Raw genomic sequence first — 14,539 nt, forward strand, 5'->3', positions numbered from 1 at the left:
ACAGCATTCATTATGAATTCTTAGTCCCGCTCCGGCAAGGTTGACTGGATTGAAAAAAGTTTGGCGTCCGCGTATTTTCAATCCAGTCAACTACTACCAATATTTAGTTCATAGCCTAAAACATAATAATGTCCTAGACCCTCTTCATTATTTTTATATTAAATGTCATTGCGAAACGCTTGAGGGAACAAGACAACTTCAGCCACCAATATGAAGTATTGATTATAAAAGAAGCACAAAGACGATTGTAAATTTCAAATCATCTTTGTGCTTCTTTAAGGATTTATATCTCTAACTTTTTATTTTGCATCTTTACCATAAAGCTCTTGTTTAATTTGCGTTGTAGAAATGCCTTCTGTACGTTTTAAATAAACTACTTCGCATTTATCTTTTAAGAAATCAAATTCGCCTTCCCAATCATGACCCATAACAAATGTATCTATCTCATAGCGCTCAACATCTGTTTCTTTTTGACCCCAGTCATTCTCTGGAATTACTAAATCTACGTAACGAATTGACTCAAGCATCATTTTACGTTGTTCATAATCATAATATGACTTTTTATGTTTAATCTGATTAAATTCATCTGAAGAAAGTGCCACAATGAGATAATCTCCCATTTCTCGTGCTCTTCTTAACAATTCAATATGGCCATAATGTAATAAGTCGTAAGTGCCATAAGTAATGACTCGTCTCATGATATGTTAAACTCCTTATCCTTAACTAAAAATTTACAATCTTAATGTAGCATAAATAATTTCTTTACACCATCTTTTAGATGTCACTTTATAATTATTGCATTATTTTTTTAATAACTTCTTGATTCTCTGTTTACTAGTGAAACGCACTTTTTTAGGGGTTACACTAAATTCAAAAGCCAATAAACGCTTAGGTCTTCCAACGCCAACTTCTAACAACGTTTGTCTCCACAATTTATAAGTTTCTTTAGTCCAATGCGATGCACCCTGTTCAACAGCTTGAATCACTCTAAATAAAGCATCTCCTGAATAATGCGTATGCTGCATATCTCTAATATATTGAATGATTGCTTCAATCACAGTTATATCAATTTTAGGATACTTTAATAAATAATTTTGGATCAAATAACTAACAATGAGATTATCTAAACGATGGCTATAATATATCTTCTCATTATCTAATAATAGAATTGACATCATTCTAGAACGTACTTGTCTAGCATCATTTAGATAAGGTAAAAATTGGTCTGCAATTTTAGCAGTAATAGAGTCTTCTCGTTCATTATAGCCTAATACCACGTCTGGAATTAATTGAATATCCCTAGCCTTTAAGAACACACGCCCCATAAATGTATGTTCTTCACAGTAGACGACATCTTCATCAAAGCGCTCATTTTTAAATTTAGCACTAAATAACTTAGCACTTGGTCCGATTGACTGTAGAACTTCCGGACATTCTGCTAATGTAACCCGAGCTTCTTGTTTTAAAACTTCATGCGTAGGAATATCACGCCAATTCCCTTCTTTTCCTCGTACCATTTGTCCGATAACAACATCCGTATCTTCATATTTGTTAAAATAGTGCACTAGTTTGTCGATACTTCCTGATAAATATTGATCATCCGCATCAAGGAATAAGAAGCCCTCGATATCGGCAGACATGGCTTCCAGTGCAATGTTTCTACTCGCAGCAGCACCACGATTAGCTTGTTTTATAATTTTCATATTTTTTACTTCTTTTTGGAGTGCTTCTAATACTTCATGCGTAGCATCTGTAGATCCATCATTTACACATATAATTTCAACATCATGCGTGGTATCAATAGATTTTACTGCCTGACGTATTGTTTTCTCAGCATTATATACAGGTATGATAACTGCTATTTTCATTTTTTCACCAACTTATCAATAAAATTCATCAATAACATTAAACTCTGTGTTGAATTATAATCATGCCAACTCTCAAATAACGGTTTAAGTTGTGTACTATCATTCTTTAATTTATTAATTATCTCCGCTTCATCTGTCACTTTGTAAACTTCAGGAATCGTCCAATAAAATTGATTTAATCCACGCTGATCATGATATTCCGTTTCATCATAAACATAAAATAATGTTGGTTTGTGTAATAAACTTGCTTCAATGGGCAATGAACTATAATCACTGATAAGCACATCAGCCATAATCAATAACTCTTGCGTAGATATTCCTGAAGATTGATGGACGATGCTTGGATGAAATTGACTAATCACACGATACTCTGGCAATGCTTGTTCAATCTTTTCACTGTTTATTTTGCGATTGTTGCCATGGTCTTCACGATATGTAGGAACGTAAACGATGAGTTTCTTCGTTATCCCATGCTGCTGTTTGAGATCGCGCTGCCTTTTTATCATATCCTGCTGTTGATAGTCTACTAAACGAGGCAGCCCAAATTTAAGCATTTGTGCTGCCTGCGCATCAAACGCACCTTCAAAGCACTTCCCCATTTCTTCTCCACCAATAAGATAATAATCTGTCGCATCGTAAACTTTTTTATATTGTGTCACCATTTGTGTGTTTGCAGTATCTACTTGATGATCTTGGAGACCAAATAATTTAAGAGCACCTGATGCGTGCCAGATTTGAATAATCGTTTGGCCTCTTTTTTTTCGATAACCACCTAACATAAGATAATACGTATCTATTAATATTACCCTAGCTGAGCTTAATGCTTTAATATGTTGAATGACACCTTTATTACCAGCAATTAAGTAGTTTAGATGACCTAATGACTCAACCTCTTGTTGATATTTTTTAGGTCCAATAACCGTAATTTGATATGACTGTTGCACTAACGCTTTAATGATGGGCATCATATCTTCATAAAAAGTCATAAATACAACAATATGTTGCTTATTCACTTTTACAGGAAAAAACAACATATTTAAGCTACGAATAATGGCCATATAGAGTTTCTTGATTAAAATTCTCATAAGTCACCGCCAAAAATATAATATGTTTAAAATTATAAATGATTCTACAATAGATAGAAAATAAAAGCTGTACAATATGTCATAACTATTTCTTAGAAACAAGGCACGATTTTAACGTAATTCTTTTGTTGGAACCCAACTTCTTTTGCTTGTGGAATTTCTTGTCGAAATTCTCTGTGTTGGGGCCCCCGCATTTTTTTAGGCTGGGACATGTTTGGATGTCTCAGCCTAGTGGATGTTGATTATAGGAAGTCTGCAAAGTGATCGCGATAGCGTTTATGGAGTATTGATCCAACGATGAAGAAGAATAGTATGACTATTATATTGTATACTAATAATCTCCAATGCTGAATAAAGTACCATTCATGGAATAATATTGCGGCACGATAAGATTGAGCAATAAAGTAGACTGGATTTAATTTCATAATATTATGGATAATGCCACTCACACCGTGGTCTTTCGGCATCCATAATATAGGTGACATATAAAATAAGATCCTCATAATCGCTTGCATCATCATTTGTGTATCTCGAATTAAAATCCCAAGTGTCGATGTTAATAAAGCTACGGATGCTGTAAAGAAGAACGCAATCGGCACATAAATCAACAATTGTATGATATGAATAGATGGATAAATCCCTGCACCCATACATGCTAAAATAATTAATGTTAACAAGCCAATGTGTCCATAGAACTTACTCGTCACAATATATGTTGGAATAATAGATAATGGAAAGTTCATTTTAGCAACTTGATTAAATTTTTGAGAGATAGAACGCGTACCATCTAATGTTCCTTGATTGATAAAAAACCACATACTAATACCCACTAATAACCATAGTACGAAAGGCACGCCATCAATAGGATTGTTACTTCTAATTCCTAAACCAAACACAAGCCAATAAACCATAATTTGTAACGCTGGATTTAATAATTCCCATGCAATTCCTAAATAGTTATTATGGTTAGAAATTTTAATTTGGAATTGTGCCAAACGTTGAATTAAATAAAAGTTTTTTATATGCTCTTTTAACACAGTTAAGACTGCTGACATCGTATAAACCACACTTTCAAACGTATTACATATTTCTATTTTTACTTGACTGTCCACTGTTATTTGCGCATGCATAACCTGTGTTACACACTCATACGATAACCTGTAGTTGTAAACAGTTACCTTTTATTGTTGCACACGTTTACTTTATTACTTAACCATTATACTATCATTTAACTTAAAAAGTAGCTTTAAGTTGGCAAATATCGATAAATTTCATCCAAACTTATCGTTTTAGCAGTATCTTTCATCAATATGTAATCATCTTAATAGTCGAGTGATATCTTTTATGATGTATCACTGAAATCTTCTATTCACTTTACACCAGGTTAATAAATTTCACAACTGATGTGTGATATATTATAATCTATACAAATGCACGTAAGGAAGGTTTAATTATGAACGTATCGGTAAACATTAAAAATGTTACAAAAGAATATCGCATTTATCGAACAAACAAAGAACGCATTAAAGATGCGCTAATTCCAAAGCATAAAAACAATACCTTTTTCGCTTTAGATGATGTTTCAATTACTGCTCATGAAGGTGATGTGATTGGTCTAGTTGGAATCAACGGTTCAGGCAAATCTACGTTAAGCAATATGATTGGCGGCTCTCTATCCCCTACATCTGGCGATATTGAGCGTCACGGTGATGTAAGTGTCATCGCCATTAACGCTGGACTTAATGGGCAACTTAGTGGTGTTGATAACATTGAGTTTAAAATGCTCTGCATGGGCTTTAAACGCAAAGAAATTAAGAAACTTATGCCACAAATTATTGAATTCAGTGAATTAGGTGAGTTTATTTATCAACCTGTGAAAAAATATTCAAGTGGTATGCGTGCAAAATTAGGTTTTTCAATCAATGTAACTGTTAATCCTGACATATTAGTTATCGATGAAGCTTTATCTGTAGGCGACCAAACGTTCACTCAAAAATGTCTAGATAAAATCTATGAATTTAAAGAACAGAACAAAACCATCTTCTTTGTAAGTCATAACATTCGTCAAGTTAAAGAATTTTGTACGAAAATCGCTTGGATTGAGGGCGGTAAACTCAAAGAATTTGGTGATATTGATGACGTTTTACCTCAATACGAACAATTTTTAAAAGAATTCAGGAAAAAATCCAAAGCAGAACAAAAAGCATTTCGTAAAAACTTGGATGCAAATCGCTTTATCATAAAATAATGACACTAGCTCAAAATTTATGAAACAAAAAAATTCATAAATTTTGAGTTTTTTACTTTTCAAATAACCTAATCAGTACTATGATATAAACAGACGTAACAAATTAGACACATTTTATGCGTTTGGAAAAGTAGGTGATTGAGTCATTACTAACAAGACATCACAACAATTTGCAAACCTTGTACGTGCATACCGTAAGTCATATATCGGTAAAGGCCCAGAAAATATTAAAGTATTCTTTAAAGATAATTGGGCTGTCTGTCACATGACCGGAAGCTTAAGTAAAGTTGAAAATTTCTATTTAAGAAATGACGATTTTAAAAGCATGTTGAAATATGGCAGAACCGAAGAAATAAAAGCTTTATATCAGCAAAACCCTCCAACTGAAATGGAGAAACTTGTTGGTGCAAAATTTGTAAAATTATTTACAGATGTTGATTTAAAAACGGATGAAGTCGTTTCTATATTCGTCTTTGACAAAACAATCGAATAATTATCAATCTAAGGGATTGATGTAAGGTACTCAGTGCTGTTTGCTAACCCACTTTTTCAAATATGCTAATCAAAGTATGCATTTTAGGAGGTGGTCGAACAAGACTGAGTATTTTTTTACTAATTTTTAATATATTCTCATTAGCCATGCGATTAACATTTTAATTTATATAAATAGGAGCGGATTAATTATGAAAATTGTGGCATTATTCCCAGAAACAGAACAAGGTTTAGATAATCAATTATTAAATACAACAAAAGCAATCGGTCTTCCTGATTTTCTTGAACATACAGAGCATGAGCTTGTCATTTTAAAAAATGGAGAAACAGACTTAGATCAACACTTAAGTGATGCAGATATTATTATTAGCGCACCATTCTATCCTGCTTATTTAACTAGAAAACGTATCGAACAAGCACCAAAACTAAAACTTGCTATTACTGCTGGTGTTGGCTCAGACCATGTCGATCTTGAAGCAGCTAGTGAACATGACGTTGCCGTTGTAGAAGTAACAGGTAGCAATACGGTAAGTGTTGCAGAACATGCTGTTATGGACTTACTCATTATTTTAAGAAACTATATGGAAGGTCATCGTCAAGCTGTTGAAGGTGAATGGAACCTTTCTAAAGTAGGTAATCAAGCACGTGAATTACAGCACAAAACAATTGGTATTTTTGGATTTGGCCGTATTGGACAGCTTGTAGCAGAACGTTTAAAACCATTTAATGTTAACATTCAACATTATGATCCTATCAATCAAAAAGATTCTGAACTGTCTCATTTTGTAGAGTTTGAAGAACTTGTACGCACAAGTGATGCAATTACAATTCATGCGCCATTAACACCTTCTACCGACACACTATTTGATGCTGATGTGTTATCTCAAATGAAAACAGGCAGCTATCTTGTTAATACTGCACGAGGTAAAATCGTAGATACTGACGCACTTGTTGCTGCAGTTAATAGTGGTCATATTCAAGGCTGTGCTGGAGATGTATGGTATCCACAACCTGCACCTGCAACACACCCTTGGAGAACAATGCCACGTAATGGTATGACGATTCATTATTCCGGCATGACATTAGAATCACAACAACGTATTGAAGATGGCGTTAAAGATATTTTAACTCGTTTCTTTAACAATGAACCTTTCCAAAAGAAAGATATTATTGTTGATAGTGGACGTATTGCTAGTTCAAGCTATACAGCAAAATAATACTCATAACTAAATCTGTTACGTTATCTTGCTCCCCCCTATTCGATCATTGCAATATAACGCCCCTGTTTGAAATTAAATGATATAAATAAAGGAAAAAGTCGAGACAAGTGCATATGGCACATCGTCTCGACTTTATTTTTGCTTATTTCTTATGCTGCTCTTTATGTTCTTTATACTGTGTTTTAGCAACCTTTAACATAAATATAGGGATGCTTTTAAGACGTCCGATACGTTTCCAATCAATTAACAACCGATAAACCCATTCTATATTTAATTTTCTAAATACTTTAGGTGCTCTTTTTTTCATGCCACTAAAGACCTCAAAAGAACCTCCAACACCCATCATTACAGTATGCTTAAACTGATGTTGCTGTGCGACAATCCATTCATCTTGTTTTGGAAAACCCATACCAACAAAAATATAATCGGGATTTAATTTTTTAATTCGTTTTAATACTGTCTCATCATGTGTATCAACATATCCATGATGACTAGCAAACGTAATATATGGATAACGTTGTTGTAAACGACGTTGTGCTTTAGTCACAACTTCATTTTTCGCTCCTAATAAGAATACACGTTGACGCTTTATATTAGCCATCTTTAAACATTGATCCATAAGTTCTATCCCAGGAATACGTCGAGCTAATGGTCGTTTTAAACGCTTTGATGCTTTAACAATGCCCGTGCCATCTGCTACGACGTAATCGGCTTGATTGATTAAGTTTCTATAATGTACGTGTGTAGACGCATAATCAACAATTTCTGGATTAGCAGTTACAATCCACATATTATCGTCTTGCGCTTCATTTTCAACATATGCTGTTATGTTTTCTACCATTTCCAACATGGTCACATTATCAAATCGAACACCTAAAATATCTACTTTGTGAGGCTTGTCGTGATTACTCATAGCAGTATGCTCCTTCGAGTTTTCTATCTAATTATCGACATGCGTGATAACTATATACTTTGAATATATAGTTTATGATACATTATTCCCGTTTGCAATTGTATTCTTAAAAATACATCTAAAGTCCAAAAGTTAAAATATTCAAAGTAGCGTATAATGAAAATATCATGTACTAAAAACAAAAGATTACGAGGTTTATTATGTTGTATTTAGAAGATTTATTTACCACCGTGATAACTTTAAAATTTTATATCATTGTGTTAATTGGTATCTTATATATTTTAATTCATCATTACAGATATCATCCTGTTCTTGCCTATCTTGACATTTTATTAAATTACATACCTGTCTTAACACATGAATTTGGACATATTCTATTTAATAAAATAAGTGGCGGTCGCGCTAAAGATTTAGTTATTGTTACGCGACCATATGAAAGACAGATGACATCACAACAAGGTTATGCGATTACACAATCAACTAGTAAATTAGGTCATGGAATAACAACATTAGGTGGCTATATTTTACCTCCAATTATGTTACTTGTTGGTGCTGCTTCGGCACATTCTGAGCATCCAATCATTTTTCTAATATGCTATATTGCTATTTTTATCTATTTTCTAATTTTAACGTCTAGAAAATGGTCTCCCATTATCATTTTGATATTGTTGGTAACATTATTATATTTATTTTTACAGCAAGCGCAGTATACTTTTACACATACAATAATGTCTTATAGTTATCATTTTATTTTAGGTGTACTGTTAGGCGAAGTCATCCAATCATCTTGGACAATTGTTAAATTAACATTTCAACGTCCTAAAACCCAATGGGATGGGCAGGCATTAGCAGATATGACACATGTCCCTAGTATCGCATTCAGTTTAATTTGGATTTCGATAAACGGTTACAGTTTATATCTGTTATTCCAATACTCATTTTACTAATAACTACCCCCATCTTATAGCTTAATTTGCATCAGTAAAAATAAAAGGAGCGAGAAATCAAATTCTGACTTCTTGCTCCTACGATATATTTATTCTTATTTTAATGAATATCCTTTGTATGATGCAGTTTTAACGCGTGACCAAAATCATTACGCTTGCTCAACAAAAATATTCTCCGCATTGTCAAAACTTAAGATTGACGTATTATCAGTCCTTTTTAAAATAAGCACTTTATTCGTCTCATCTTTAGCTACTATTTCCACTTCATTGCCAATTGAGATGTCTTTACTTGATAAATAAACCAATAACTCCGTCTTATCTCTCACACGTCTTATTATCACATGCTCTCCTGGTTCAAAATTTAAGATAGAAGTTGTATATTTCTCTTTGTATTCATTACTCCGTGGAATAATACCTCCATGTGGACAAGTGTCTGGATAGTTTAAAATCGCATCTAAGCGTTGTACAAATAAATCAGAAATTTTATGTTCTAATACCTCTGCTTCTTGATGCACTTCTTCCCAATTATACTTCAACACTTCAATTAAAAATAATTCTAACAAGCGATGACGTTTAATAATATCTAATGTATGAATTAAACCTTCTTGAGACAGTTTAACTCCTTTATACGGCTTAGTTTCCACATATCCAGCCTTTTCTAGACGACTCACCATTTCACTAACTGATGGTGGCTTAATTTCAAGATAGAGCGATAACTGCTTATTGGAAACAAATTGATGATCACCATCATTTGCAAGTATAGCTTTAAGATAATCTTCTTTTTCTTCTGTTAACATTTCTTCACCTCACAGACACATTCACCTAATTGTACCATGAAAATACTTGACATGTTAAAAGTTCAGAGTTTATCATGAAATAAATTAGGTTAACCTAAACTTTTTATTAGGGGGTGTAAACATTTTAGAAGTCTCTAACTTAACACTTCAACTTGACGGTAAAATTGTCTTGAAAGATATTTCTTTTAAAATACCAATACAAGGCGAAATAATTGGTATTATAGGTCCTAACGGTGCCGGCAAGTCATCATTAATTAAATCACTGATTGGTGAGTTTCAAGCAAGCGGGAAACAAACATTATTTAATAAACCGATACAACATCAGTTAAAATCTATGACCTATATTCCTCAAAAAGCCAACATCGATATTGATTTCCCTATTAGTGTAGAACAAGTCATCCTCTCTGGCTGTTATAAGGAAACAGGTTGGTTTACTAAAATTCCGAAAAGTGCACGTCAACATCTCGTCGAAGTTATGGACGATTTAGAACTAACACCGCTGCGCCATAAACAAATCTCACAGCTAAGCGGAGGACAACTACAACGTGTCCTTGTAGCACGTGCTCTAATGTCTGAAAGTAGAATTTATTTTTTAGATGAACCATTTGTTGGTATAGATTTTAGAAGTGAAGATATCATCATGCAAAAATTAGCAGCGTTGAAGCGAAGTGGTAAACTTATTTTTATTGTTTATCATGACTTATCTAAAACTGAAGCCTATTTTGATCGTGTGTTGTTATTAAACAAAACATTGCGCTATTTAGGTCCGACTAAATCCGTTGTTAATAGTGAACTCATCTATGAGACATTCCTCGGAAAATAACACTATTTAAGAAAGGAGTACCATTGCTGTTTATGATAGATTTTCTAAATCAAATATTAGATTACCAATTTTTACATCGTGCCTTAATTACTTCAATTGTTGTAGGTATCGCATGTGGTACTGTCGGTAGTCTAGTCATCTTACGAGGATTATCACTTATGGGTGATGCCATGAGTCATGCAGTGCTACCTGGTGTCGCGGTATCCTTTATCTTACATATACCGTTTTTCATTGGTGCAATGATTTCAGGTATGCTTGCAAGTTTATTTATCGGTTTTATTTCTGATAAAAGTAAAACTAAACCCGATGCAGCTATAGGAATTTGTTTCACCGCTTTCTTGGCACTCGGAGTTATCATGATTAGTTTAATTCAAAGTTCAACTAATTTGTATCACATTTTATTTGGTAATTTATTAGCGATTACGAATCAAGCATTTTTGTCAACACTGATAATCTGTGGACTGATTTTAGTATTAATTATTATTTTTTATCGTCCATTGAAGATTTCAACGTTCGATCCTACATTTAGTAAAATGAGCGGTTTGAACACATCATTGCTACATTATTTTGTCATGCTGCTACTTGCATTAGTTACAGTTGCCAGCATTCAGACTGTGGGTATCATTCTCGTTGTTGCCCTACTAGTTACGCCTGCTTCGACTGCATTTTTAATCACGAAGCAACTATCTACAATGATGATGGTTTCTAGCTTATTGAGTACGATATGTTCAATCATTGGTATGTTCTTTAGTTATCTATACAACTTACCTAGTGGTGCATCTATCGTTATCTGTACGTTTATTACATACGTTATTGTATTTACTTTTAAAAAATTAGCTAACAAACAGAAAAGAGGTATTTCATCATGCGAAAGTTAATTCCCTTTATACTTGCACTGTTATTAGTATTAACAGCTTGCGGAAGTAAAGATACATCGCACAATCATAAAAAACTTAACGTTGTAACAACAAACTCTATTATATATGATATGGTCAAACATGTCGGTGGTAATAATGTAAATATACATAGTATTGTTCCAGTAGGACAAGACCCTCATGAATATGAAGTAAAACCGAAAGATATTAAAAAGCTTACAGATGCTGACGTCATATTTTACAATGGTTTAAATTTAGAATCTGGTGATGCATGGTTTGAAAATGCTTTAAAACAAGCCGGAAAATCACTGAAAGATAAAAATGTTATTGCTGTTTCCAAAGGCGTTAAACCCATTTATCTAAACGGAGAAAATGGCAATAAAGACAAACTAGACCCACATGCTTGGCTAAGCCTAGACAACGGTATTCAATATGTCAAAAATATTCAACAAGCCTTGAAAGATATTGATAAAAAACATGCTTCATCTTACGACAAGCATGGCAATAAGTATTTAAATAAACTTACAAAATTAAATAATCATAGTAAAGCAAAATTTAATGACATACCGAAAAAAGAACGAACGATGATTACCAGTGAAGGCGCCTTTAAATATTTCTCAAAACAATTCAATATTCATTCAGGATATATTTGGGAGATTAATACCGAAAAACAAGGTACACCTGAACAAATGAAACAAGCAACAAAATTTGTTAAAGATAATAAAGTAAAACATTTACTTGTTGAAACAAGTGTAGATAAAAAAGCTATGCAAAGCCTTTCTGAAGAAACCAATAAAGATATTTATGGCGAAGTTTTTACCGATTCAATTGGTAAAAAAGGAAGCAAAGGCGATTCATACTACAATATGATGAAATATAATATTGATATCATTCATAATAGTATGAAGTAATAGCAGACCTGCTTGCCCCAATCACCTTTGAGGTGAGCAGGTCACCTTTATAATATTAGTATGCTTTGTAGTCCCATATCGTGTATAAATCATACTGACACACTTTGTGTTGTAAACATCATCCTCCGTAAAACTTATAATCAACCTATACACGATATGGTGGTATAAAGCTTATACCATATAAAATTAGTGCGCGTTTGTGTAACCCATACACTCCCCAAACGCGCACTCTTTTTGTTTTAATCTGTCAAACTATCAACGATGACCATTTCATCATAATTAATCGCTTCTCTAATTTTTAATGCAGTACTTTCAGTGATTTCTTCATCTTCAACTAATGAATTTAATACGCGACGTTGCTCTCGTAATGCGTTGAGCTTGATTTTAGTCATTGTATTTTCTGCTTTAGTATTAAAGAAATTATCAGGTGTTAAGTTCTCAATACGCATTAAGTAACCATCACAGACCATACCAATTTCCAAAGTATTGTCACTTGTTGCTTCTTTTGCTAAACGACTTACGACATTATAATGTACTAATTTATTGATTCTCGCCAACTCTGTAAGGTTATCTGTAACGCTCAAAGAAGAAGATGCATTGATACGTGTCTTTACACGACTTTTAAGTAACATACCTCTCACAGCAACAATCATACGTCGGATTAATGAAGCTTGACGATAGACTTGCGTACGTTCAGCATAGCGCATATAGTTTTCAAGTGCACTCGTCGTAATGTTACCTTCCTCAGCAAGATTTTCTAATGTTTTTGTTTCTACATTAAATGCAATTTTTTGTAATCGCTCTAGTTCTTTAGAATTTTCATCATCTTTCGACATCGTTTTTAGAAATGTTAATTTATCATGATATTCTTTAATCACATTACCATATTTATAGCTAGTATCTAATGTCGCATGTTGATTTAAATAATCAATCACATTTTCTAATATATATATTCTTGCTTCTTTAAAGTTTAAACTACCGATTTTCGCTTTAGGTGCATTCGGTGTTATTAGTGGCAAAGCCACTTGAGCAATAACTAAACTAATGATGACCATCCCAGATGCAATAAATAATAAATCATTACGAAACGTAAATGCATGATGATCTGCCAATACATATGGTAATGTCAACGCGATAGCCAATGAAATGGTACCATGTACGCCACATATCGTCATGATTAAGGCATACAAACTTCTCTTTGGCGGTTTTTCATCTGTCTTATCTTCTTCTTTAGACATCATCTTTTGAAAAGGGCTGACAGATAAATAAAAATATGGATATAATACATAAACCCAAATAAACCTAAAGACATATACAGCCAAAGCAATCAGCACGGTTATCGCCATTAAAAATGGTAAATTATGTGGTTCATTATCAATAATTCTAACCACAACTTCAGGCACTAAAAAGCCCAAAATAGAAAAAACAAAACCATTTAGTGCATATCCTAGAATATTCCATGTATGGTTATAGCTCATTTGCAATTGTGTTCTCGTTTGGGCAATACGATCTCTTTCAAAGCCATGAACTAAACCAGCTACAACCGCCGCAATAATACCTGAAGCATGAAACATTTCAGCAACTAAGTATGTCACAAACGGTGTTAATAGTTGTATGAAGGTAAACATATTAATATTTTCAATGCCTCGACGTGTTAATGTTAAGCGGAATCTTACCAAAGCAACACCGATAATGACACCGACAATGGCACCACCAATTGAGGCAATTAAAAATTGTTCAATCGCTTCAAAAATTGAAAATACACCTGTAATTAAAACGCCCACTGCTATTTTAAATGAAATGATACCTGCAGCATCATTAAGTAAAGACTCACCTTCTAAAATAGTCATTGAACCTTTAGGTAGTATTTTGCCATTTGTTATTGCCTGCACAGCAACTGCATCTGTTGGACAAAGGATAGCTGCTAATGCAAAGGCTGCACCAATGGGCAATTCCGGCCAAATCCAATGTACAAATAATCCTACACCAAGCACTGTCGTAATTACTAAACCTAAAGCCATTAACATAACTGGTTTAATATAACGTCTTAAGTGCACTCTTGATACGTTAACACCCTCTACAAATAGTAATGGTGCAATTAGTGTAACCATAAATAATTCGGTATCAAAGTTAAATTCAACAGGAACAGGAGTTAAGAAAAGTAGCATGCCAAATGTAATTTGAATGAACGCAAGAGGTACTTTAGGTATAAAAGTATGCACAAAAGAGCTTATGATGACGACACCGAGAAATATTAGAATCGTTTCAAATATTTCCAATCTTTCACCTCTCCATTTTTTCTTTGCATAATTGAGTTATTCAATACATTGAGTAATTGCAATCACAATGTCTCTTTTATG

Annotated in this window: 14 protein-coding genes; 7 read left to right on the forward strand and 7 right to left on the reverse strand. The window is 33.4% G+C overall.

Features of this window, described 5'->3' with window-relative positions:
- Nucleotides 1-299: 299 nt before the first annotated feature.
- The 4 genes from tagD to HMPREF2597_RS03695 form a co-directional block, all read right to left on the reverse strand.
- Nucleotides 300-698, reverse strand: a complete 399-nt coding sequence (gene tagD / locus HMPREF2597_RS03680; RefSeq protein WP_002459827.1) for a glycerol-3-phosphate cytidylyltransferase — start codon at nt 696-698, stop codon at nt 300-302.
- Nucleotides 699-800: 102 nt separating this feature from the next.
- A complete protein-coding gene (locus HMPREF2597_RS03685) occupies nt 801-1,868 on the reverse strand; it encodes a glycosyltransferase family 2 protein (RefSeq protein WP_002479402.1) in 1,068 nt (355 codons plus the stop codon).
- On the reverse strand, nt 1,865-2,953 hold the full coding sequence (gene tarB, locus HMPREF2597_RS03690; RefSeq protein WP_070817155.1) for a teichoic acid glycerol-phosphate primase TarB: 1,089 nt from the start codon (nt 2,951-2,953) through the stop codon (nt 1,865-1,867). The genes HMPREF2597_RS03685 and tarB overlap by 4 nt, the downstream gene beginning before the upstream one ends.
- Nucleotides 2,954-3,195: 242 nt before the next feature.
- Nucleotides 3,196-4,008 carry an ABC transporter permease gene (locus tag HMPREF2597_RS03695; protein ID WP_002492956.1) on the reverse strand — a complete coding sequence of 271 codons (813 nt, stop codon included), beginning with the start codon at nt 4,006-4,008 and terminating at the stop codon, nt 3,196-3,198.
- 398 nt (nt 4,009-4,406) lie between these two features.
- On the opposite strand from HMPREF2597_RS03695, the gene tagH reads away from it, so the two are divergent.
- From tagH to HMPREF2597_RS03710, 3 genes are all read left to right on the forward strand, one after another.
- A complete protein-coding gene (gene tagH / locus HMPREF2597_RS03700) occupies nt 4,407-5,201 on the forward strand; it encodes a teichoic acids export ABC transporter ATP-binding subunit TagH (protein WP_002459832.1) in 795 nt (264 codons plus the stop codon).
- 145 nt (nt 5,202-5,346) lie between these two features.
- On the forward strand, nt 5,347-5,694 hold the full coding sequence (locus HMPREF2597_RS03705) for a Na-translocating system protein MpsC family protein (protein ID WP_014533359.1): 348 nt from the start codon (nt 5,347-5,349) through the stop codon (nt 5,692-5,694).
- A gap of 190 nt (nt 5,695-5,884) precedes the next feature.
- A complete protein-coding gene (locus HMPREF2597_RS03710) occupies nt 5,885-6,910 on the forward strand; it encodes an NAD-dependent formate dehydrogenase (protein ID WP_002479403.1) in 1,026 nt (341 codons plus the stop codon).
- Nucleotides 6,911-7,055: 145 nt separating this feature from the next.
- On the opposite strand, the gene tarA is transcribed toward HMPREF2597_RS03710, so the two are convergent.
- A complete protein-coding gene (gene tarA, locus HMPREF2597_RS03715) occupies nt 7,056-7,826 on the reverse strand; it encodes an N-acetylglucosaminyldiphosphoundecaprenol N-acetyl-beta-D-mannosaminyltransferase TarA (protein WP_002479404.1) in 771 nt (256 codons plus the stop codon).
- A 200-nt stretch (nt 7,827-8,026) separates the two neighbouring features.
- Here tarA and HMPREF2597_RS03720 point away from each other — a divergent pair, with 200 nt between their 5' ends.
- Complete coding sequence (locus HMPREF2597_RS03720; protein WP_002479405.1) at nt 8,027-8,773, forward strand: M50 family metallopeptidase; 747 nt, start codon at nt 8,027-8,029, stop codon at nt 8,771-8,773.
- A gap of 149 nt (nt 8,774-8,922) precedes the next feature.
- Here HMPREF2597_RS03720 and HMPREF2597_RS03725 read toward each other — a convergent pair whose 3' ends face one another.
- Nucleotides 8,923-9,570, reverse strand: coding sequence for a metal-dependent transcriptional regulator (locus tag HMPREF2597_RS03725; protein ID WP_002459837.1), 648 nt, complete (start codon nt 9,568-9,570; stop codon nt 8,923-8,925).
- A 121-nt stretch (nt 9,571-9,691) separates the two neighbouring features.
- Here HMPREF2597_RS03725 and HMPREF2597_RS03730 point away from each other — a divergent pair, with 121 nt between their 5' ends.
- Genes HMPREF2597_RS03730 through mntC form a run of 3 tightly spaced genes read left to right on the forward strand, consistent with a single transcriptional unit; the run spans nt 9,692 to nt 12,179 of the window.
- Nucleotides 9,692-10,393: a metal ABC transporter ATP-binding protein gene (locus HMPREF2597_RS03730; RefSeq protein WP_037540836.1), complete on the forward strand. Its 702-nt coding sequence runs from the start codon at nt 9,692-9,694 to the stop codon at nt 10,391-10,393.
- A gap of 32 nt (nt 10,394-10,425) precedes the next feature.
- The gene (locus HMPREF2597_RS03735) at nt 10,426-11,271 is read left to right on the forward strand and encodes a metal ABC transporter permease (protein ID WP_037540834.1); all 846 of its coding nucleotides are present in this window, start codon (nt 10,426-10,428) and stop codon (nt 11,269-11,271) included.
- Nucleotides 11,259-12,179, forward strand: coding sequence for a manganese ABC transporter substrate-binding lipoprotein MntC (gene mntC, locus HMPREF2597_RS03740; protein ID WP_002459840.1), 921 nt, complete (start codon nt 11,259-11,261; stop codon nt 12,177-12,179). Before HMPREF2597_RS03735 ends, mntC begins: the two co-directional genes overlap by 13 nt.
- A 239-nt stretch (nt 12,180-12,418) precedes the next feature.
- Here the strand turns inward: mntC and HMPREF2597_RS03745 are convergent, their stop codons facing one another.
- Nucleotides 12,419-14,458 carry a cation:proton antiporter gene (locus tag HMPREF2597_RS03745; RefSeq protein WP_002492980.1) on the reverse strand — a complete coding sequence of 680 codons (2,040 nt, stop codon included), beginning with the start codon at nt 14,456-14,458 and terminating at the stop codon, nt 12,419-12,421.
- Between the last annotated feature and the right edge of the window lie 81 nt (nt 14,459-14,539).

The organism is Staphylococcus sp. HMSC063A07 (assembly GCF_001836955.1).
Lineage (GTDB): Bacteria > Bacillota > Bacilli > Staphylococcales > Staphylococcaceae > Staphylococcus > Staphylococcus lugdunensis.